Source organism: Ancalomicrobiaceae bacterium S20 (genome assembly GCA_040269895.1).
Classification (GTDB): Bacteria; Pseudomonadota; Alphaproteobacteria; order Rhizobiales; family Ancalomicrobiaceae; genus Methyloraptor; species Methyloraptor flagellatus.
On the sequence record CP158568.1, the window covers coordinates 2,637,427 to 2,658,614 of the forward strand.

Genomic DNA, 21,188 nt, shown 5'->3' on the forward strand with positions numbered 1-21,188 from the left:
CCGAACGAAGTGGCGCGCCGGCTCCAGAAAGGACGATCCGATGCGATCGGCCTGGTGCTTCCCGGCGGGCCGGCGGTTCTCGAGGACCCCTGCTGTCTCGATCTCATCTCCGGCGTTTGGACGCGGCTGGCCGAGTTCAATCTGGATCTGGTCGTCCTGCCGACCCTTCCCGGCCAGCAGGAGGAGCGCATCTATCGCCGGCTGGCCGAAGGGCGCCGGGTCGACGGGCTGATCCTCACGCGGGTCCGGGAGAGCGATCCCAGGGTCGAGTACCTGCGCTCGATCCAGTTCCCGTTCGTGACCCTCGATGCCGCTGCGCCGGGCGTCGGCGACGTGCCGTACGTGCATTTCGACCCGGTCGCGGCGATCCGCCTGCTCGTCGAGCGGCTCGTGGGCCTCGGTCATCGGGACATCGTCCTGCTCGGCAATGACGACGGCTATCGATTCGTGCAGGCGCGAACGGCCGCTTTCGAAACCGAATGCGCCCGCCTGGGGCTCAAGCCCAAGGTCCGCATCGGCGCGCTGTCCGAGGCCGGCGGCCGACAGGTTCTGACCGAACTCATCGGCGCCGGCGAGACGCCGAGCGCGGTGATCGGTGTGAACGACCGCATGGCAATCGGGGCTGTACGGGCACTGGCCGACCACGGTCTCGAGGTCGGCAGCGATGTCTCGGTGGTCGCCTTCGGCGACAGCCGGCTCGCCGACTACGTCGTCCCGGCACTGACCGTCGTGCGGGCGCCGCTCAAGGAGATGGCACACGCGGCCGTCGACATTCTGGTCGGCCTGCGCGACGGAATCGGCGCGAAAGGACGCACGGACTGGCCGGTCGAGCTGCTGGTGCGCGGCTCCGACGGCCCGCCGCGCCACTGAGCCAGCCAATCAGCGCCTGAAAGGGTCGAGCCCGGATCGCGGCGTGGGGGGCCGCGATCCGGGCTCTATCGTCACGTCGGAGCGTCCCCCGCCGGACATCCCTGTGCGGTCCCGCCGCCAGCCGCTCGGGCCGGCGACGGAACGCGTCATTCGGCAGCGTGCTTCATGCGGATCACGTTCTCGGCGTCGGAGGCCGATGCCGTCTCGACCGGCGGTGCCGGGGGGCGGCGCCCGCGTCGCCGGCCGTCGCGACCGGGCGCTTGACCCGGAAGAACAGCGCGTAGGCGGCCGGCAGCACCAGGATGGTCAGCACGGTCGCGGCGAGGATGCCGCCCATCATCGCGTAGGCCATCGGGCCCCAGAACGCCGACTGGGCGATCGGGATCAGCGCCAGCACGGCGGCGGCGGCGGTCAGCATGATCGGCCGGAACCGGCGCACGGCCGCCTCGACCGTCGCATGCCAGGCATCATGCCCGCTCGCGATATCCTGATCGATCTGGTCGATCAGGATGACCGAGTTGCGCATGATGATGCCGAACAGCGCGATGACGCCGAGGATCGCGACGAAGCCGAAGGGCGAGCCGGTCGACAACAACGCCGCCGAGGCGCCGATCAGGCCGAGCGGACCGGTGACGAACACCAGCATCGCCTTGCCGAAGTGCTGCAGCTGCAGCATCAGCAGCACCATCATGACCAGGATCATGATCGGCGCCTTGGCGGCGATCGAGCCCTGCGACTTGGCCGATTCCTCGACCGCGCCCTGCATCTCGACGTGATAGCCGGGCGCGAGCGACGCGCGGAGCGGCGCGAGCTTGTCGTAGATGCGCTTGGTGATGTCGTTCGACTGCACGCCGTCCGGGATCAGGCCGCGCACGGTGATGGTCGGCAGGCGATTGCGGCGCCATTCGATGCCTGGCTCGAGGATCGGCACCACCTTGGCGACCTGCGACAGCGGCACGGACTTGCCGGTGTTGGTCGGCACATAGACGCGGTCCAGCGCATCGAGGCCGCCGCGCGCATCGGCCGGCTCGCGCAGGACGATCGAGATCGTCTCCTCGCCTTCGCGGAACTCGCCGATCGGCGCGCCGGTCACACTGGCCGCGAGCGTGCGGCGTAGCGTCTGGCTGTCGATGCCGAGCGCGCGAGCGCGATCCTGGTCGACGACCAGCTTCAGGCCCGGGACCGGCTCCAGCCAGTCGTCGTGCACGGTCGACAGCATCGGATCGGCGCGGAATGCGTCCTTGACCTTGTCGGCGATGCGCCGGACCTCGGCGCGGTCGGGGCCCTGGACGCGCATCTGCACCGCCCATCCGACCGGCGGACCGTTGAACAGCGGCTCGACCTTGTAGCGGATCGAGGGGAAATCCTCGCCGAGAATGCGCCGGGCCTCGGCGAGCAGCCGCTCGCGCGCCGGCGTATCCTTCGCCACCATGACGATCTGGGCGTAGTTCGGATTGCGCAGCTGCTGGTCGAGCGGCAGGTAGAAGCGCGGCGCTCCCTCGCCGATGAAGGTCGTGACGGTCGCCTGGTCGGGGCTCGCGAGCAGGCGGCGCTCGACAGCCTCGGCCTGGCGGCGGGTCTCCTGGAACGAGGTGCCTTCCGGCAGCCAGAGGTCGACGAGCAGTTCCAGGCGCGTGGAGGCCGGGAAGAACTGCTGCGGCACCTTGGAGAAGCCGAACATGCCGAGCGCGAAGACGCCGAGCGTCGCGGCGATGACGATGACACGGTGGTTCACCGCCCAGCCGACCGTCCCGCGCAGCGCGCGGTAGAAGCGCGTGTCGTAGGCGTCGTGGTGGGTGCCGGCGTGCTTGCGCTCCTTGAGCAGCATGTAGCCGATCCAGGGCGTGAAATAGACCGCGGCGATCCACGACGTGATCAGCGCGATGCCGACGACCCAGAACAGCGAATTGACGTATTCGCCCGCGGTCGAGGACGCGAAGCCGACCGGGATGAAGCCGGCGGTCGTCACCAGCGTGCCGGTCAGCATCGGGAAGGCGGTCGAGGTGTAGGCGAAGCTCGCGGCATCGAACTTGTTCAGCCCCTCCTCGAGCTTGCGCTCCATCATCTCGACCGCGATCATCGCATCGTCGACCAGGAGGCCGAGCGCGATGATCAGCGCGCCGAGCGAGATGCGCTGCAGGTCGATGCCCATGTTGAGCATGATCGCGAAAGTACCGGCGAGCACGAGCGGGATCGTGATCGCGACGACCAGACCGGCGCGCCAGCCGATCGACAGGAACGACACGACCAGCACGATGCCGAGTGCCTCGACCAGCGCCTCGGTGAACTCGTCGATCGAATGCCGCACGACCTCCGGCTGGTCGGAGACCTGCCCGACCTCGACGCCATAGGGCAGCTGTGCCTCGAACTGCTTCAGCGCCGCATGCAGCGCATCGCCCACCGCCGTCACGTTGTAGCCGCGCGCCATGGTGACGCCGAGCATGACCGTGTCCTTGCCGCCGAAGCGGTAGGCATGCACCCCCGGATCCTCGAGGCCGCGCGTGACGGTCGCGATATCGTCGAGACGGATCACCTGCTGGCCGGCGCGGATGCGCAGCGCCTTGATATCGGCGACGCGGTCGACGGTGCCCTCGACGGTCAGGCGAACCGACCGCGCCGAGGTCTCGATCGTGCCGGCCGGATCGATCGCGTTCTGGCCGGTCAGCGCGTTCTTGATGTCGAGCGCGGTCAAGCCGCGCTCGGCGAGCACCTTGGAGGCGACGTCGATATAGACCTTCTGGTCCGGCGCACCGAGGATGTCGGCCTTCTCGATGCCGGGCACGGTCAGGACGACGTCGCGCGCCGCCTTGGCGTGATCCTTCAGCTCCGGCAGGGAGAAATCCTTGCCGGTAAAGGCGTAGAGCGCGATGTAGGTGTCGCCGAACTCGTCGTTGAAGTACGGGCCGAGCACGCCGGCGGGCAAGGTGTTGGCGATGTCGCCGATCTTCTTGCGTGCCTGATAGAACGCGTCGGTGACCTGGCGGCCGAACACGTCGCCCCGGATGTTGACCATGATGACCGCGCTGCCGGCGCGGACATAGGTCTTGAGGAACTCGATGCCCGGGACTTCCTGGAGCTTGCGCTCCAGCTTGTCGACGACCTGATCCTGCATCTCGTCGAGCGACGAGCCCGGCCAGACGGCCTGGACCACCATCACGCGGAAGGTGAAGTCCGGATCCTCCTTCTGGCCCATCTTCAGGACCGAGAAGACGCCGGCGAGCACGATCAAGACCGCGAAGAAGCGCGTCAGACCGCGGTGACGGAGCGCCCAGCTCGACAAATTGAAGCCCGACCCGACGGACTTCGCGGGTGTCCCGGCGGCGGGGGTTTCGGAGGCGGACATGCGGGACGGCTCCTGATCAGGGCCCCCTGACGCATCGCGCCTGCCGGGCCGGGGTCGAGCGGATCATGGTCGCGGGCGGAGAGATCCGTCCGTGGAGAAGGAATTGGGCGACCGGCGCGCGCGGGGGCGTGGGGGGTGTCGCGCCGGTCGCCTGGTGGTTCCGATCAGAGAGGACGCGAACGTCCGGTCCGAGGGTCGAGACCACCGATGGGGTCTTTGTTGGCGGGGCGCTGGCGCGCCCGCGCGGGTGGACTGTGGCCGAGCGCGCCGGCCTCAGCGCTCGAGTGAGGCGGTCTCGGCGATCTTCTCGGGCACGCGAACCTTCTTGCCCTCGGAGAGGAACTGCGTTCCGGCGGTGACGACGATATCGCCGGGCGCCAGGCCTTCGCCGATCCGGACACCGTCGGCCGTGGTCGTGGCGACGCGGACCTTGCGGGCGGAAACCGTCTCGGTGCCGCGATCGACGACCCAGACGATCGGCTGGCCTCCTTGTTCGGCAAGCGCGGTCAGCGGCACCGCCGGGCCGGCGGCAGCGACCGGCACCTCGGCAATGACCGAGGCGGTCATGCCGAGCCGCACGCGCGGGTCGGCCGGGATCGCCACCCGGATCGCGAAGGTGCGCGAGTTCGCATCGGCGCTGCCGGCGATCTCGCGGACCTTGCCGGCGACGGTCAGGCCGGGCTCGGCCCAGAAGGCGACCTCGACGACCTCGTCCTTGGCGAAATGGCGGACATCCTGTTCCGGCACGGCGACCGCTACCTCGCGCTCGCCGTCACGGGCGAGCACCACGACCGGGGTGCCGGCGGCAACCACCTGACCGCGATCGGAGCGGACGTCGGTGATGATGCCCGGGCCGTCGGCGAGGAGTTCGGTATAGGCTTCCTGGTTCTTGGCCTGATTGCGCGCCGAGACCGCGCTGTCGTAGGCGGCGTTGGCCTGGTCGAGTTCGAGCGTCGCGCTGTCGAGCTGCGCCTTGGTGGCAAAGCCCTTTTCAAACAGCGTCTTGGCGCGGGCGAGCGCGTCCTGCGCGACCGAGCGGCGGGCATCGGCCGCGGTCACGCTGGCCTCAGTCGAGCGCAGCGCGAGCTTCAGATCGGCCGGATCGAGGCTCGCGATGCGAGCGCCAGCCTCGACGCGCTGGCCGATATCGACGAACCGGTCGACGATCTTGCCGCCGACGCGGAACGACAGCGGCGCCTCGACCCGTGCGTGGACGACGCCTGAATAGCTGATCGCGCGGGTCGTGTTGCCGGCGGCGACCTTGACGACCTTGACCGGGCGGACCGGCTCGCCGCCGGCCGCCTTGGCGGCTTCGTCCTTGCAGGCGCCGAGCAGAAGCGCAGGAGCGACGACGAGCGCGAGAGCCGCGAAACGCAGCGGCGCCAAGCCGGTGGAACGGTTGATCCTTGACATCGTTCGAATTTCCTCACTCGTCAGCGACCGACCTGCCTAAGGCTCGCCATCGTGATGGCGGGAGACGGTCGCGTGCGCTGCAATGCCTCGGATCAGGCCTTGATGGCCCGAAGGATGAAATCGGCCAGATCTTCTGGCGGAACCCGCTCTGCGTTCTGCATGCAGGAGGCGACAACCTGCGGATGGATCATCGACACATAGGACTGGTGGACGCAGCGCGCGGCCTTCCGCGGATCATCGGCCTTGAACTCGCCCGCCGCGATGCCTTCGTGAACGAGCGCTTCGATCGTGTCGGTGAACCGCGAGATGTGAGCCTGGATGATCGACCACTGCTCCTCCATGGCGACCAGCACGATCTCATGAACCTTGGTCTCGACGATCAGGGCTTCGACCGTCATGTGGTGATTCTGCACCAACAACCGCTTCAGTCGCTCGGTCGCAGTGCCCGGCTCCGCGAGGATCGCGGCATTGCGGCGATCGCGATCGGTCAGCATCCGGTCGCAGATCGCCTGGACCAGCTCCGACTTCGACGAGAAGAAGCGGTAGACGTTCGCGGGCGACATCTCGAGCTCGCGCGCGATGTCGGCCATCGTGGTCTTCGAGTAGCCGTAATGCCGGAACAGCCGATCGGCCGTATCCAGAATGCGGGTCCTCGTGTCGGCCCTGGTCTCTTCGATCGTGTGCGCGGTCATCATCGGCTGTTCCGGTCCGTCCCTTCGCTCGGCGATCGAGCGCGCCATCCTGCGGCGGCGCATATCGTTCGTTGCGACGATTGGTGACTGACGATTTTTTATTTTCATCACTCATAACTCATCGCAACTCGACCGTCAACGACGACCGCTGACGGCCTCGCGCCTTGCCTAACGAAAAATTGCCGCAACGGCAGCGCCTGCGACCGGGAGCGCAAAACGCAGAACGGCGCCCGCGAGGGGCGCCGTCTGAAGGATCGGCCGTCGGCCGATCAGAGGCTTGGGGACGGCAATCGAGCGAGCGATCAGTCGTGGTTGTCGGCCGAACGGTCGGAGTCGAGCGCGCGCTGCAGGCGGATCGCGTCGGCTGCGTCCAGGCTCGACTGGCGCGCAGTCTGACGCCCTTCGATCGTCGCGGCCTGACGACCCTCGATGACGGTGGCGGTCGCGGAGACCGGGGCGGCCTCGCGGACGAACGAGCTGTTGAAGCCGTTGGTGTCGGAGTCGGCGAAGGCAGCGGTGGCCGAAGCGCCGATGGCGAGGGCGGCGAGAGCGAAACGGATGGTCTTCATGGGATCAGTCCTTGGTTGGAATGAGAAGCTCGGGCCCCGGCGAGCCGGGGCCGGGGGCGGCAGACACGGATCGGACGCTTCGGCGGCTGCCGCGGCGACCGGATCCGTGAGCCGGCTTCCCTTTGTGGACCGGAACGCGTCCGGTGTGGGGGAACGGTTGTGTTGGTGCCTGTGATCGCCCGCACGCGGTCACTTCCGATCACGGGGCCGTGTCGAGGCGTGCGGCACGGCGATCACGGGCGACGGGCTCAGCGACGGCTGTTGGCGTCGCGCTCGACGGCGACCTTGAGGCGCAGCGCGTCGGCTTCGGTCAGGTTCGGACGGGTCGTCTCGACGCGCACCGACTGGCGGCCTTCGACCACGGTCGCGCCCGGCGCCGTGTTGCGGACGAACGAGCCGCGGAAGCTGTTGGAGTCCGGCTCGGCCAGAGCGGCGGTCGCGGAAATGCCGAGGGCGACGACGGCGAGAGCGTAAGAAAGGGTCTTCATGGTAGGTCTCCTGTTGTCTCAGACAGAATGCGAGTTGGTTGACTGGAGCCCCGCCGCAGGCCGTCGCGAGACGGCGCAGAGGGGCGCACCGAAGGCCGAGCAGGCGCTCGGTCGGGGAGAGGAATTCGCTTCGGGCTTAGCTCGGGCGACGCATCTTCAGCCTGCGTGTCGCCCGATCGAAATCCGACCGTTCGCGCCGGAGACGGGGTGGGCCGGCGAACCGGCCCGCCCGTCCTGCGCAAAGGTCAGTGGTTGTCGTAGTCGCGCTCGAGAGCGATCTTCAGACGGAGCGCATCGGCCTCGTTCAGGCTCGAATGAACCGGCGTGGCGACCGACGCCTGACGGCCTTCGACGAGAGCGGTGTTGGTCGGCTGGCCAGCCAGGTTGGCGTAGAAGGCGTTGCGATCGGCGCTCGACTCCGGATCGGCGAAGGCGGCGGTCGTGGAGGCGCCGAGCGCAACGGCGACGAGAGCGTAAGTGAGGGTCTTCATGATCAAATCTCCATTCGGCTCGCCGGGTTGGTTGCGGCGACGACCTGGAGATAGGGGTCGATCCCGCCCGGATGAAGTCCAAGAAGTGTGAACAAATTTGTGATCCGTCGTTGAACAATCGCATTTTCGTGACGACCACTGTTCAATGATCACGAGTGAGTGAGCAAGCTGTGACCGGGCCGTGACGAGGGCGCGGTGCTTTGTTCGATTTTCCTGCACTTTCGCACATCGTGCGTTCACGACGGCTTGGGCCGTTACGGGCCGGTTCCGCATTTCGCGGCAGTGCAGCAATGCAATTGCGCTCTAGCCGAAACGCGCGTTACACGGCACGGGCGCAGGGCCGTGGGGAAAAATGGGGGATGCCTGCGGGTTTCAGCGCCGATTTCTGACGGCGGTTGGCTCGTCCAGGCGCGTGCGCTGCGGAATCAAGGGGTGACGCGGACCATTTTTTGAACGCCGTTGCGGGCGGAATTTCGAAATCGCGCTGCCCCGCGCCCTGTCCGATCGAAGCAAGGCGCCGGAGACTTGCCGTTCAAGGCCGGCCGCTCAGCGCGGCGCGAGCCGGATCGCGCCGTCGAGGCGGATGACCTCGCCGTTCAGCATCGGGTTATCGACGATGGCGGCGACCAGTCGGGCATATTCCTGCGGCCGGCCGAGGCGCGAGGGGAACGGCGTCTGGCGACCGAGGCTGTCCTGGACCTCCTGCGGCATGCCTTTCAGGAGCGGCGTCTCGAACAGACCGGGCGCGATCGTCACCATGCGGATGCCGAGCGGCGCGAGATCGCGGGCGACGGGCAATGCCAGACCGGCGATGCCGGCCTTCGATGCCGCGTAGGCCGCCTGGCCGACCTGGCCGTCGTAGGCCGCGACCGAGGCGGTTGCGACCAGCACACCGCGCTCGCCGTCCGGGCCGACCGGGTCGAGCCCGGCCATACCGGCCGCGGCGTGGGCGATCGCCCGGAACGTGCCGATCAGATTGACCGAAACGACCTTCTCGAACAGCGCCATCGGATGCGGCAGACCTTTCGAGGTGGTCTTGGCGGCCGGTGCGATGCCGGCACAGGCGACCAGGATCCGTTCCTGGCCGTGCGCCGCGCGCGCCGCCGAAAAGCCGGCCACGACGCTTGCCTCGTCGGTCACGTCGACCGCGACATGGAGCCCGCCGATCTCGGCAGCGACGGCCGCTCCACGCGTTCCATCGAGGTCGAACAGCGCGACCTTGGCGCCGGCCGCCGCCAGCATCCGCGCGGTCGCCTCGCCGAGCCCCGACGCACCGCCCGTCACCACCGCCGCCATTCCCGCCTCGATGCGCATGTCCCGCTCCCATTCTTACGAACGTTCGTTTTTATCATCGGGCCCGACCGGCGGACGCTTGTCAATCGGGCGGGGCGTTCGAGTGAGGGATCGCGATGGCAACCGGCGGATCGCCTGATCGGTGAACCGGCGGGCCATCTTCAGCATTCCGGCTTGGCGAAGCCGCAGCGCGCGCCTAAAACGACCGGATCGGTTCGACGCGCCCTATGTCTATAAGGAGACACGGTCGACACCGACCGGCAGCCGTGAGAGGGCCGCGCGCGGGATGCGCGCGACCTGAAGAGGATCCCATGGAAGCGAGCGCCCAGACCAACCGGACCGACCCCGTGCGGCTCAAGGACTACCGTCCGACGCCCTATGCGATCCGCACCATCGACCTCGACGTGCGGCTCGATCCGGAGAACACGACGGTCACGGCGCGCTCGCGGATCGAGCCGCGCGAAGGCACGGCACCCGGCACCCCGCTGGTGCTCGACGGCGACGAACTGATCCTGACCTCGGTCGCGATCGACGGCCGCGCGCTCGGCACCGCGGACTATGAAGCGACCGATAAGCGGCTGGAGATCTTCGCCCCGCCGGCCGGCGCCTTCACACTCGAGGTCGGCACGCGCATCGCGCCGGCCAAGAACACCAAGCTGATGGGCCTCTATCGGACTGCCTCGAACTACTGCACGCAGTGCGAGGCCGAAGGCTTCCGGCGCATCACCTATTTCTACGATCGCCCCGACGTGCTTGCCGTCTATACGACCCGCATCGAGGCGAGGAAGGCCGAGGCGCCCTACCTGCTCTCGAACGGCAATCTCATCGAGCGCGGCGATATCGCCGGCACCGATCGCCACTTCGCGGTCTGGCACGACCCGTTCCCGAAGCCGGCCTATCTGTTCGCGCTCGTCGGCGGCGATTTCGCGCGCATCTCCGATACGTTCCGGACCATGTCCGGTCGCGACGTGACGCTCGAGATCTATGTCGAGCACGGCCGCGAGGACCGCGGCGCCTATGCGATGGATTCGCTGAAGCGCTCGATGAAGTGGGACGAGGAGGCCTTCGGCCGCGAGTACGACCTCGACATTTTCATGATCGTCGCCGTCAGCGACTTCAACATGGGCGCGATGGAGAACAAGGGCCTCAACGTCTTCAACGACAAGTACGTGCTGGCCAAGCCGGATACCGCGACCGACCAGGACTACGCCAACATCGAGGGCGTGATCGCGCACGAGTACTTCCACAACTGGACCGGCAACCGCATCACATGCCGCGACTGGTTCCAGCTCTGCCTCAAGGAAGGCCTGACCGTGTTCCGCGATCAGGAGTTCTCGTCCGACCAGCGCTCGCGGCCGGTCAAGCGCATCTCCGACGTCCGGCTCTTGAAGAGCCACCAGTTCCCGGAGGACGCCGGTCCCCTCGCCCACCCGGTCCGACCGGAAACCTACCACGAGATCAACAACTTCTACACGGCGACGGTCTACGAGAAGGGCTCGGAGGTCGTGCGCATGCTGAAGACCCTGCTCGGCGCCGAGACGTTCCGGGCCGGCATGGATCTCTATTTCGCCCGCCACGACGGCGATGCGGCGACGATCGAGGACTTCGTCGCCTGTTTCGCCGAGGCGAGCGGCCGGGATCTGTCGCAGTTCATGCTCTGGTACAAGCAGTCCGGCACACCGGAACTGCGCGTCGCGCAAGGCTATGACGCAAGCGCCAAGCGCTACACGCTGACCATCGAACAGAGCTGTCCGCCCACACCCGGCCAGCCGACCAAGCTGCCGATGACCATCCCCGTGCGCTTCGGCCTGGTCGGGCCGAACGGCGCCGATCTCGCCTTCGAGGCCGTGTCCGGCGCCGAGGTCGCGGGCGACGTCATCGTCGTGACCGAGCCGAAGCACGAGGTCGTGTTCGAGGGCGTCTCCGCGCCGCCGGTGCCGTCGCTCCTGCGCGGCTTCTCCGCGCCGGTGCGGCTGGCACTCGAGCTCTCGGCCGAGGCGAGCCTGTTCCTGCTCGCCTCGGACAACGACCCGTTCAACCGCTGGCAGGCGGCGCAGACACTGGCGACCACGGCGCTGATCGAGGCGACGCGGGCGGTGCGCGCCGGCGCAGTGCCGAGCATCGACCCGAAGCTGGTCGACGCCTTCGCGCGCGTCGCGGTCGACGACAAAGTCGATCCGGCCTTCCGCGCACTGACGCTCGCCCTTCCCGCCGAGGCCGACATCGCGCGCGAGATCGGCTCGGATGTCGATCCCGACGCGATCTTCGCCGGTCGCGATGCGCTGAAGAAGGCAATCGCCACCGGCGGCCGCACCGCGTTCCGCCACCTTTACGAGAGCCTCGCCTCGGCCGAGGCCTACAGCCCGGATGCAGCCTCGGCCGGCCGTCGTGCGCTGCGCAACAGCGCGCTCGACTATCTCGCCCATGCCGGCGAGACCGATTCCGTCATGGAACGCTACCGGACCGCCGACAACATGACCGACCGGCTTGCCGCGCTCGGCCTCGTCGTCGGCCTCGGCCTGCCGGAAGCGGAAGCGGCGCTGATCGATTTCTACAGCCGCTTCGACGGCGACGGGCTCGTCATCGACAAGTGGTTCACCGTGCAGGCGACCGCGCCGCTCGCCGCGACGCTCGACCGCGTCCGCGCGCTGACCGAACATCCTGCCTTCTCGCTCACCAACCCGAACCGGTTCCGCTCGCTGGTCACCGCCTTCGCGACCGGCAACCAGACGCAGTTCAACCGGCCGGACGGCGCCGGCTACGCTTTCGTCGCCGACCATGTCCTGACGCTCGACGAGATCAACCCGCAGGTCGCGGCCCGTCTGCTTTCGGCGTTCCGGTCGTGGCGGGCGCTCGAACCGCGCCGACGCGCCTATGCCGAAGCGGAGCTGAAGCGCGTGCTCGACAAGCCCGGACTCTCACGCGACGTCGCCGACATCGCCAATCGATCACTGGGCTAGAATATTAGTTTTTTACCGTCCGGAGACTTACGGACATCGCGAGCGTTTCTGGAGCTCGTCGCAGCATACCGGAGCGGAAGCCGACACTTCGGTCAGGGGGCGTTGCAGAATAGACGCTCACACGCCGCCGATTCCGCTTGGATTCATCTCCGGTGAGAAGTCCACGCCCCGACTCTAGACAAGTCGGGGCGTTCCGATTCAAATGAAACAGTGATTCGAAGGCGTGTGTATCGTTCCCCCTTCGGACTCCTTTTCCCTCCCGAAGACACGAGGCCTCCCATGGCGCGGGCAATGGCTGCCCATGCCGCGATGCTGATTCGCGCCCGTCTCCGCAACGCCCTGCGCCTGCCGGGCCTGCCGGGACACGTGCGCCTCCTGTCGAGCCCCGCCTATCGCCGCTTCGTCAATGCCGAGCCGATCCTGCGCCGGTCGATCCCGGTCCTGATCATCACCTTCATCGCGATCCTGGCGTTGACCCGCGCCGTCGGGATCCTGGAGGAGTACCAGACGCTCGACGACAACGCCCGCGACGAGACCGCGCTAATCGCCGCCGCTGTCGCCGCGACGCTGTCGCGGGCCGATACCAAGCTCCCGGAGGTCGGCTACGAGGCGGCGCTGCGCGGCGTCCTCGCCGAGGCGATCCCGCCGCGCGCGCCGGCCGAGGGGCGTATCATCCTGGTCACCGACCCGACCGGCACGGTTGTCGCCGGCGCCCCGAACCCGACCGGATGGGAAGGCCGCCCGCTGACGGACCTGCTCGGCTTCGCGCAGCCGCTGACGACCTTCGGCGCGCGGGCCGGCGTCATGGAGATCCGCCTCACCGACGGCCAGCTCGCCTACGCCATGGTGCAGCACCTCGAAGGCAAGCTCGGTTCGGTCGCGGTCGTGCATCGCCAGAAGGCGATCTTCTCGGAGTGGCGCAAGAACATGCGCACGAACATCAGCATGTTCGTGTTCACCGCCGTGATCCTGCTCCTGCTCACTTACGCCTATTTCGCACAGGCCTCGCGCGCCGCCGCCGCCGACCTGCTCTATGCCGACACCACCGCGCGCGCCGAGACGGCGTTCAATCGCGGCCGCTGCGGCTTCTGGGACTGGGATCTGGCGCGCGGCAAGTTCTTCTGGTCGAGCTCGATGTTCGAGATGCTCGGCCTCGGCGTCGACGGTGGGCTGATCGGCTTCGGTCAGGTGACCGAGCTCATGCACAAGGACGACGTCGACCTCGTGCAGCTGGCCAACCAGCTCGCCGAGGGCGAGATCGTCACGCTCGATCGCGCCTTCCGCATGCGCCGCGCCGACGGGCAATGGCTGTGGTTCCGCGTCCGCGCCGAGGTGGTCGACCGGCCGGAGACCGGCTCGCGGCATCTGGTCGGCATCGCGGCCGACATCACCGAGCACAAGCACCTCGCCGAGCGGACCGCGACCGCGGACCTGCGCCTGCGCGACGCGATCGAGACGATCTCGGAGGCCTTCGTGCTCTGGGACGCCGATAACCGCCTCGTCATGTGCAACTCGAAATACCTCGAACTGCACGGGCTGCCGGAGGCGATCACCGTCTCCGGCGCGCCGTATCAGGACCTGATGAAATCGGCGCGCCAGCCGCTGGTGCTGACGCCGATCCCGGCCGAGGGCGGCGAGGTCGCCGGCGCGCGCACCTATGAGGCGCAGATCGAGGACGGCCGCTGGTTGCAGATCAACGAGCGCCGCACCAAGGACGGCGGCTTCGTATCGGTCGGCACCGACATCACGCAGCTGAAGCGCCATGAAGAAAAGCTCCTGGAGAGCGAGAAGCGGCTGATGGGCACGGTCATGGACCTGCGCTCCTCGCGACAGAAGCTGGAAATCCAGGCGCAGCAGCTCGTCGAGCTGGCCGAGAAGTATGCCGAAGAGAAATCGCGCGCAGAGGAAGCCAACAAGATCAAGTCGGACTTCCTGGCCAATATCTCGCACGAGCTCAGGACGCCGCTCAACGCGATCATCGGCTTCTCCGACATCATGGGCCGCGGCGTGATCGGTGCGCTCGGGCCGGAGAAGTACATCGAGTATGCGCGCGACATCAATACGAGCGGCAACTTCCTGCTCAACGTGATCAACGACATCCTCGACATGTCGAAGATCGAATCCGGCCGCCTGGATCTGGCGAGCGAGCCGGTCGAGCTCGACGAGATCCTGACCGAGACGACGCGTCTGGTCAGCCAGCAGGCCGAGGAGAAGCACATCGCCTTCCACGCCGACGTCGAGCCGCGGCTCTCGTTCGTGGGCGACCGGCGCGCGATCAAGCAGGTGCTGCTGAACCTACTCTCGAACGCGGTGAAGTTCACACCCTCGGGCGGCAAGGTGACGATCCGCGCCCGGGCGGTCTCGGACGCCGTGACGATCTCGATCGAGGACACCGGTATCGGCATCCCGAAGGAACACATCGCGAGCCTCGGTCAGCCCTTCGTGCAGGTGGAGAACCAGTTCACCAAGACCCACAAGGGCTCGGGCCTCGGCCTCGCCATCGCACGATCGCTGGTGGAGTTGCATGGCGGGGCGATGAAGATCTTCTCGACCCCCGGCGTCGGCACGATCGTGTCGGTCCGGCTGCCGAAGACGGCGGCGGACCGTTCACGTCAGGTCGCCTGACACCCGCCATTTTTTACTCCCTCTGCAAGAAGAGCCGCCCGCCGCGGGGCGAGCGGCGGGCGGTCGTCGACGGCGGACATGCACGGGGGCGAACCTGTCACGCCGGTTTCGAGAGCGTCAGAGCTTGGCCGGGTCGCCGTTGGCGCCGGGCGCATCGGCGGGACCGCCCTCGCCGGGCATCCGGCCCGGACCGCCCTCACCCGGCATCCCGCCCGGACCGCCGTGCGGGCCATGGCGGTGGTGATGCGGCGCCAGGAAGCCCATCAGCATGCCGGCGTTCGGCAGCGCCAGATGGACGTCCTCCTTGGTGACCTTGCCCTGGTCCTTGCGGTCGAACAGCGCGAACAGCTTCTTCGCCGGCGCCTCGGCCTCGGCCTTGGTGATCTTGCCGTCGCCGTTCAGATCGAACCGGCGCATGACGGCATCGACTCGTTGCGGGCCGGCGCGGCGGCCGATCCAGTTCTCGAGCTCGGTGCGATCGATCACACCGTCATGGTTGGCATCGATCTTGTCGAACCGCGCATCGACCGCGGCGACCACCTCGTCGACCGTGACGGTGCCGTCGTGGTTGGCGTCGAGACGATCGAACAGCCGGTCGATCCGCATCTCCATGCGCGCGGGGCCCTGTTCCGGACCGCGGCCCGGGCCCTGTCCGGGGCCATGCCGCCAATGCGCGGCCTCCTGAGCGACAGCATAACCGCCCGCGGAGACGGCGAGCACGCCGGCGAGCAGGACGGCCTTCATACGAGTATTCATGAACAATCTCCCTGAGGCGGCAATTCTGGGGCCTCGGCATGCCGATCCGCGCCGGATGCCAGGGCCTCGCCCCTCGAGAGACAAGCTAGCGTCCGGAACCTTACCGGCGCATCGCCGGCACATTAAATCCCGGTAATGTTCAAGTTTAAATTCGACCCACCTTCATTATCCATGATCGTACGCAAATACCCTCAGCGCGTCGCCAACAATAAATCCAAATTCAGACACGATTGAACAACAGATTCGCTTCGACCGTTTCATTTTATATACGACGATTTCCATCAGAAACAATTCTCCATTCAGCGCGCGCGCCCCACGCGCCCGACGACCCGCTCGAAGACAGCGCGAACCGCGTGTTCCGTCTCGCGCAGCTCTGCTTCCAGACGGTTCAGATCCGGCATCTCACCGACGCGGATCAGCAGGTCGACCAGGCCGCGCGGCGCCTGCTTCGGCGCGAAGGCGCCATCGAAGGCGAGCCGCAGCGCCTGGGTCAGGCCGTGATAGAGCCGCACCGCCGGCAGCAGGATCTCGGCATCGGCCCGATCGAGGAGCCCCGCATCGGCAAGGCGGTTGAGCGCCTGTGCGGTATTGGTGGAGAGGGTCGCCGGGGCCTCGGCGCCGTGGCGCAGCATCAGGTACTGGGCGATGAACTCCACGTCGACCAGACCGCCCGCGACCTGCTTGATGTCCCAGGGATCCTTGGTGCCCTTCTCGGCTTCGATCATGCGGCGCATCTCGACAACGTCGGCGCGCAGCTTGTCCCGGTCGCGCGGGCGCACCAGCACATCGCGGATCGCCGTCTCGACCCGCGCGGCGAAATCGGCCGGTCCGGCGATCACGCGCGCGCGGGTCAGCGCCATGTGTTCCCAGGTCCAGGCCTCCGTGGTCTGGTAGGCTTCAAAACTCGAAAGCCGCGTCGCGACCGGGCCTTTGTTGCCGGAGGGGCGCAGACGGAAATCGACCGAATAGACGATGCCCTCCGCCGTCGGCGCCGACAGAGCGGCGATCAGGCGCTGGGTCAGCCTTGCGTAGTACTGCGCGCCCATCAGCGGCTTGTCGCCGTCGGACATCTCTTCCGGGTCTTCAAAGTCGTAGAGCAGCATCAGGTCGAGATCGGAGGCAGCGGTCATCTCGCGCCCGCCGAGCTTGCCCATGGCGACGACCACCGCACGGCCGCTCGGCATGCGGCCGTGCACGCGCGCGATCTCGGCCTCGACCGCGGCGAGGATGTTGCGCACCAGCACGCCGGCGAGCGTCGCATAGGCGAGGCCACCTTGCGCGACCGACACCGTGCCGGTCAGGATGCGCACGCCGATCAGCACCATCTGCTCCTGGCCGAAGATACGGGCGCGGTCGAGCAGATCCTCGTAGCCGCGCGCCTCGCCGAGCGACAGCTTCAGCCGCGCGTCGAGTTCGGCCTCCGACGGCAGATGATCGAAGAACGCCGGATCGAGCAGCGCGTCGATGACGCGCGGCCGGCGCGAGATCGTATCGGCGAGCTTCGGCGCGGCGCCGAGGATCGCCGCGATCAGGTTCAGCATCGGCCGGTTGGTGGCGAGGATCGAGAACAGCTGGATGCCGGTCGGCAGCCGCGACACGAGCCGATCGAAGCCGAGGAAGGCGGCGTCGGCATTGTCGGTCGCGGCGAGCGCCTCGAGCAGGATCGGCGTCAGCTCGGTCAGCCGCTCGCGCGCGACCGTCGAGCGGGTCGCCGGATAGCGGCCGAAGTGCCAGGCGCGGATCGCGGCGGTCACGGCGGACGGGTTCTTGAAGCCGAGCCGGACCAGCGTCTCGATCGTGTCAGGATCGTCGTCGTCGCCGGTGAAGACCAGATTGCCGGTACCGGAGGAGAGCTCGGGCGCGTTCTCGAACAGGCGCGCGTAATGCGACTGCACGGTCTCGAAGCGCTGGCGCAGCGCGGCGGCGAAGTCCTTGTAGCTCTTGAAGCCCATCATGCGGCCGATGCGCTCGACGCCGTCGTGGTCGTCGGGCAGCACATGGGTCTGCTCGTCGGCGACCATCTGGATGCGGTGTTCGACGTCGCGCAGGAAGACATAGGCCTCGGCGAGGTCGTCGCGCACCTGCGGCTCGATCCAGTGATGCGCGACCAGCTCGTCGAGCATGGCCAGCGTCGCGCGGCCGCGCAGCGCCGGGTTGCGGCCACCGGCGATCAGCTGCTGGGTCTGGACGAAGAATTCGACCTCGCGGATGCCGCCGCGGCCGAGCTTGACGTTGTGGCCGTCGATGGCGATCTCGCCATGGCCCTTGTGGGCATGGATCTGGCGCTTGATCGAGTGGACGTCCTGGATCGCGGCGAAGTCGAAGTACTTCCGCCAGATGAAGGGCGCGATCTCGCGGATGAACGACCAGCCGGCCTCGAGATCACCGGCCGCGGGTCGCGCCTTGATCAGCGCGGCGCGCTCCCAGTTCTGGCCCATGCTCTCGTAATATTGCAGCGCGGCGGCGAGCGACATGGCGATCGGCGTCGCGCCGGGATCGGGGCGCAGGCGTAGGTCGACGCGGAAGACGTAACCCTCCGCCGTGCGCTCGTTCATGATCCGCACCATGCGCTTGGTGATCTTCACGAACAGGTCGGTCGCCTCGTCCGGATCGGCGAGCCGCGCGGTGTCGCGGTCGAACAGCACGATCAGGTCGATGTCGGAGGAGTAGTTGAGCTCGTGGGCGCCGTACTTGCCCATCGCGAGCAGGATGTAGCCGCTCGCCTTCGACGGCTCGGCCGGATCGGCGAGTTCGAGCTTGCCGCGCCCGGCCGCCTCGCGCAGCGCGAAGTCGACAGCGGCGCCGAGCGTCGCGTCGCCGATCCTCGTCAGCGCATCGGTGACGTCGAGCGTGGTCCAGACGCGGCCGATATCCGCGAAGGCGATGGCGAGCGCGGCCTCCTGCTTCAGAAGCCGCAGCCGGCGCATGAGGTCGCGCTCGTCGATGTCGGGAGCCCAGGTCTTGGGCGCGGCGACCAGCCGGTCCAGCGTCGCGGCCGGATCCTCGCCGAGCAGGCGCACGACGCGCAGCGGATCGGCCGCCGCGAGGCTGGTCAGATAGGGCGAGGAGCCGAACACGCCTTCGAGGAACGGGCGCACGCGCTCATCGCCGTCGATGAGCGCCTTCCATGGCCCGGCCGCGTCGCCGGTCGCGCGCTCGGCGACGCGCTCGAAGGCGGCACGGGCGGCCTTGCGGTCCTTCGGGGTGATGGTCCGTTGCAGTCGATCGACCAGCGCGGCCGTCGCCGTGCTCCCGCTCAGCCGATCCACCGCCATCACGCTCTCTCCCGCCGCCGTTCGCTCTCGTTCGGACCGCGAGATGACGGCGCGGCGGGACGGCGGTCAAGAGCGGGAAAGCCGCCGGTTCACGCCTTGACGAGCCTGCGCGGCCCTGAGAACGCAAAAAGCCCGCCCGGCGCACGGCCGGGCGGGCTCTCGAGGATGTTGCCGAGGCCGGATCAGCCGATGAATTCGACCTTGCCGGTTTCGAGCGAGTAGTAGGCCGACACGATCTTGACCTTACCCTCGTGGACGAGGTGGTCGATGATCTTGCTGACCTTGGTGATCTTGGCGGCGTTGGCCTTGGCGTTGGCGCGGACCGAGGCGTCGACGAGATCCGTCGGGTTCGTCTTCTTGGCGGCGACGACCGACGGCACGATCGGGGCGACCATCGGGCCGATCGAACCAGGCAGCTTGACCTTCTTGGTCGCGACCTCGACGGCGGCGCCGACCGCGCCGCAACGCTGATGGCCCATGACCACGATCAGCGGCGAGCCGAGATGCTCGGCGCCGTATTCCATCGTGCCGAGGACGTCGGTGTCGATCATGTTGCCGGCGTTGCGGCACACGAACAGCTCACCGAGACCGAGGCCGCCGAACAGCAGCTCCGGCGGTACGCGGCTGTCGGCGCAGGAGAGCACCGTCGCCCACGGCGCCTGGCCGGCCGAGACGTTCTTGCGCTGGCCCGACAGATCGGCCGCGCAGACCTGCGCATCGGCGGTGTAGCGCGCATTGCCGGCCTTGAGCTTCTCGAGCGCCTGATCAGGCGTGAGGCTCGTGCCGGCGGCGGCGCGCGCCGGGGACATGGAGAGGCCGGTCGCGGCGGCAGCCGCGGTGAAGCCGGCGAGCGAAAGGAAGCGGCGCCGGTTCAGTCCGGCGTTGCAATCGATGCACATGGAAATAGATCCCCCATCCGGCGCACGCGACGACGCGGCGGCCGTAACAGGAGATAAATCCATGTGCGAATGCCTGTCAAAGCTGACGAAGAGCTTACGAAGAAATCTCAGGCCGATGGCAAGGAAAGCGTAACCATAAGACCTGGCGCTGCATCGTCGAGGTGTAGGTGAGCGCCGTACTGATGGGCGATCGCGGCCACCAGCGCGAGGCCGAGACCGGATCCGGGCGCCGATCGGCTCGCCTCGAGCCGAACGAAGCGACCGAGCACACGCTCGCGGTCGGCCGCGGGAATGCCGGGGCCGTTGTCGGCGACCGAGAGCGCGACTTCGGTGCCGATTCGCCGGACGGAGAGACGGATCTCGGCCGGGCGATCGGCGGCGCGACCGTATTTCAACGCGTTGTCGACGAGATTGGCGAGCGCCTGGGCGAGGAGCTCGCGGCTGCCGACGATCTCCGCCGGCTCGGTCTGAAGGCTGAGCGCGACGCCCTCCTCCTCGGCGACCGGCTCATAGAGCTCGGCCACCTCGGCGGCGATGCCGGCCGCGTCGAGCCGCTCCATCGTGACCGGCCGATTGCCCGATTCGACCCGTGCGATGGTCAGAAGCGCGTCGAAGGTCTTGATCAGCCCGTCGCACTCGTCGATCGTCCGCTCCAGCGCACCGCGATAGGCGTCGACGTCCGAGGCCCCGGCCAGCGCGCCCTCGACACGGTTTCGCATGCGCGTCAGCGGTGTCTTCAGATCATGGGCGATGTTGTCGGAGACCTCCTTGAGGCCGCGCATCAGTTCGTCGATCCGCGTCAGCATGCCGTTCAGGCTCTCGGCGAGCCGGTCGAACTCGTCGCCGGTGCCCGCGACCGGCAGACGCCCGGAGAGGTCGCCGGCGACGATGCGCTGCGACGTCGCTGTCACCTGATCGATGCGCTTCAGCACCCGACGGGACACGAACCACCAGGTGATGCCGCCGAGCAGGATCATCACGATAATGATGGCGCGGAACGCCTGCCGGATGATGCCGCGGAAGCGCTCGCGCTCGCCGACGTCGCGGCCGACCAGCACCCGAAAGCCGTTGTCGAGCGTGAACACGCGCACCAGCGCAACGTGGTGGGTGCGCACGCCTTCATCGTCGGCCCGCGTGTAATCGACCGGGCGAAGCTGCTCGTTGGCGGCATCGAGCACCCAGGTCGGGATGTCGGAGACATTGCCGACCAGCAGGTTGCCGCTCGCATCCGCCAGCACGTAGAGACCGGCGCCGGGACGACGGCTCAGGCTGTCGATCGCGAAGGCGACGCGCTGCATGCCGCCGACGTCGTACTGGTTTCGCAGGCCGCGCACCTCCGCGTCGACCGCCTCGCGGAGCTGCTCGGTCAAGAGGTTCGAGGTGGCGTGGCTGATGTAGCCGACCAGGAACAGCACGAAGATCGTGAAGGCGACCAGATAGGTCAGCGACAGCTTGACCGCCGTCGTCCGGAAGAAGCGGCCGAGCCCGGCCATGTTGGGGAGCGCGAGCCGCAT

At 67.9% G+C, this 21,188-nt stretch carries 14 protein-coding genes; 3 read left to right on the plus strand and 11 right to left on the minus strand.

From position 1 onward, the window contains the following. The first annotated feature begins 9 nt into the window (after positions 1 to 9). Complete coding sequence (locus ABS361_12035; GenBank protein ID XBY46885.1) at positions 10 to 870, plus strand: substrate-binding domain-containing protein; 861 nt, start codon at positions 10 to 12, stop codon at positions 868 to 870. A 172-nt stretch (positions 871 to 1,042) separates the two neighbouring features. Here ABS361_12035 and ABS361_12040 read toward each other — a convergent pair whose 3' ends face one another. The 7 genes from ABS361_12040 to ABS361_12070 all read right to left on the minus strand — a co-directional run bounded on the left by ABS361_12040 (position 1,043) and on the right by ABS361_12070 (position 9,180). Further along, complete coding sequence (locus tag ABS361_12040) at positions 1,043 to 4,213, minus strand: efflux RND transporter permease subunit (GenBank protein ID XBY42847.1); 3,171 nt, start codon at positions 4,211 to 4,213, stop codon at positions 1,043 to 1,045. Positions 4,214 to 4,486: 273 nt separating this feature from the next. Further along, positions 4,487 to 5,626, minus strand: a complete 1,140-nt coding sequence (locus tag ABS361_12045; GenBank protein ID XBY42848.1) for an efflux RND transporter periplasmic adaptor subunit — start codon at positions 5,624 to 5,626, stop codon at positions 4,487 to 4,489. A gap of 92 nt (positions 5,627 to 5,718) precedes the next feature. After that, positions 5,719 to 6,426 (minus strand): TetR family transcriptional regulator, encoded by a 708-nt coding sequence (locus ABS361_12050; protein XBY46886.1) that lies wholly within the window; start codon positions 6,424 to 6,426, stop codon positions 5,719 to 5,721. 194 nt (positions 6,427 to 6,620) lie between these two features. Then, positions 6,621 to 6,887, minus strand: coding sequence for a hypothetical protein (locus tag ABS361_12055; GenBank protein ID XBY42849.1), 267 nt, complete (start codon positions 6,885 to 6,887; stop codon positions 6,621 to 6,623). Between the two features lie 248 nt (positions 6,888 to 7,135). Further along, entirely contained in the window at positions 7,136 to 7,375 is a 240-nt protein-coding gene (locus ABS361_12060) for a hypothetical protein (protein XBY42850.1), read from the minus strand. A gap of 245 nt (positions 7,376 to 7,620) precedes the next feature. After that, complete coding sequence (locus ABS361_12065; GenBank protein ID XBY42851.1) at positions 7,621 to 7,866, minus strand: hypothetical protein; 246 nt, start codon at positions 7,864 to 7,866, stop codon at positions 7,621 to 7,623. A gap of 546 nt (positions 7,867 to 8,412) precedes the next feature. Next, positions 8,413 to 9,180: an SDR family NAD(P)-dependent oxidoreductase gene (locus tag ABS361_12070; GenBank protein ID XBY42852.1), complete on the minus strand. Its 768-nt coding sequence runs from the start codon at positions 9,178 to 9,180 to the stop codon at positions 8,413 to 8,415. Between the two features lie 290 nt (positions 9,181 to 9,470). Here ABS361_12070 and pepN point away from each other — a divergent pair, with 290 nt between their 5' ends. Both pepN and ABS361_12080 read left to right on the plus strand, forming a co-directional pair. Beyond that, positions 9,471 to 12,119 (plus strand): aminopeptidase N, encoded by a 2,649-nt coding sequence (pepN, locus tag ABS361_12075; protein XBY42853.1) that lies wholly within the window; start codon positions 9,471 to 9,473, stop codon positions 12,117 to 12,119. A 279-nt stretch (positions 12,120 to 12,398) separates the two neighbouring features. Next, positions 12,399 to 14,744, plus strand: coding sequence for an ATP-binding protein (locus tag ABS361_12080; protein ID XBY42854.1), 2,346 nt, complete (start codon positions 12,399 to 12,401; stop codon positions 14,742 to 14,744). 117 nt (positions 14,745 to 14,861) lie between these two features. On the opposite strand, the gene ABS361_12085 is transcribed toward ABS361_12080, so the two are convergent. From ABS361_12085 to ABS361_12100, 4 genes are all read right to left on the minus strand, one after another. Continuing rightward, positions 14,862 to 15,500 (minus strand): EF-hand domain-containing protein, encoded by a 639-nt coding sequence (locus ABS361_12085; protein XBY42855.1) that lies wholly within the window; start codon positions 15,498 to 15,500, stop codon positions 14,862 to 14,864. A gap of 299 nt (positions 15,501 to 15,799) precedes the next feature. After that, positions 15,800 to 18,775, minus strand: coding sequence for a bifunctional [glutamine synthetase] adenylyltransferase/[glutamine synthetase]-adenylyl-L-tyrosine phosphorylase (locus ABS361_12090; GenBank protein XBY42856.1), 2,976 nt, complete (start codon positions 18,773 to 18,775; stop codon positions 15,800 to 15,802). Positions 18,776 to 18,957: 182 nt separating this feature from the next. Next, positions 18,958 to 19,674 carry a carbonic anhydrase gene (locus tag ABS361_12095; protein XBY42857.1) on the minus strand — a complete coding sequence of 239 codons (717 nt, stop codon included), beginning with the start codon at positions 19,672 to 19,674 and terminating at the stop codon, positions 18,958 to 18,960. 107 nt (positions 19,675 to 19,781) lie between these two features. Then, entirely contained in the window at positions 19,782 to 21,188 is a 1,407-nt protein-coding gene (locus ABS361_12100) for an ATP-binding protein (GenBank protein XBY42858.1), read from the minus strand.

What these genes read in the sequence shown, in the direction of transcription:
- ABS361_12080 (XBY42854.1), top strand. Translation starts at nt 12,399, where the DNA reads ATGGCGCGGGCAATGGCTGCCCATGCCGCGATGCTGATTCGCGCCCGT.
- ABS361_12055 (XBY42849.1), bottom strand. Translation starts at nt 6,887, where the DNA reads ATGAAGACCATCCGTTTCGCTCTCGCCGCCCTCGCCATCGGCGCTTCG.
- ABS361_12050 (XBY46886.1), bottom strand. Translation starts at nt 6,426, where the DNA reads ATGAAAATAAAAAATCGTCAGTCACCAATCGTCGCAACGAACGATATG.
- ABS361_12045 (XBY42848.1), bottom strand. Translation starts at nt 5,626, where the DNA reads ATGTCAAGGATCAACCGTTCCACCGGCTTGGCGCCGCTGCGTTTCGCG.
- ABS361_12090 (XBY42856.1), bottom strand. Translation starts at nt 18,775, where the DNA reads ATGGCGGTGGATCGGCTGAGCGGGAGCACGGCGACGGCCGCGCTGGTC.
- ABS361_12065 (XBY42851.1), bottom strand. Translation starts at nt 7,866, where the DNA reads ATGAAGACCCTCACTTACGCTCTCGTCGCCGTTGCGCTCGGCGCCTCC.
- ABS361_12070 (XBY42852.1), bottom strand. Translation starts at nt 9,180, where the DNA reads ATGCGCATCGAGGCGGGAATGGCGGCGGTGGTGACGGGCGGTGCGTCG.
- ABS361_12095 (XBY42857.1), bottom strand. Translation starts at nt 19,674, where the DNA reads ATGTGCATCGATTGCAACGCCGGACTGAACCGGCGCCGCTTCCTTTCG.
- ABS361_12060 (XBY42850.1), bottom strand. Translation starts at nt 7,375, where the DNA reads ATGAAGACCCTTTCTTACGCTCTCGCCGTCGTCGCCCTCGGCATTTCC.
- pepN (XBY42853.1), top strand. Translation starts at nt 9,471, where the DNA reads ATGGAAGCGAGCGCCCAGACCAACCGGACCGACCCCGTGCGGCTCAAG.
- ABS361_12040 (XBY42847.1), bottom strand. Translation starts at nt 4,213, where the DNA reads ATGTCCGCCTCCGAAACCCCCGCCGCCGGGACACCCGCGAAGTCCGTC.
- ABS361_12100 (XBY42858.1), bottom strand. Translation starts at nt 21,188, where the DNA reads ATGCGGCTCGCGCTCCCCAACATGGCCGGGCTCGGCCGCTTCTTCCGG.
- ABS361_12085 (XBY42855.1), bottom strand. Translation starts at nt 15,500, where the DNA reads ATGAATACTCGTATGAAGGCCGTCCTGCTCGCCGGCGTGCTCGCCGTC.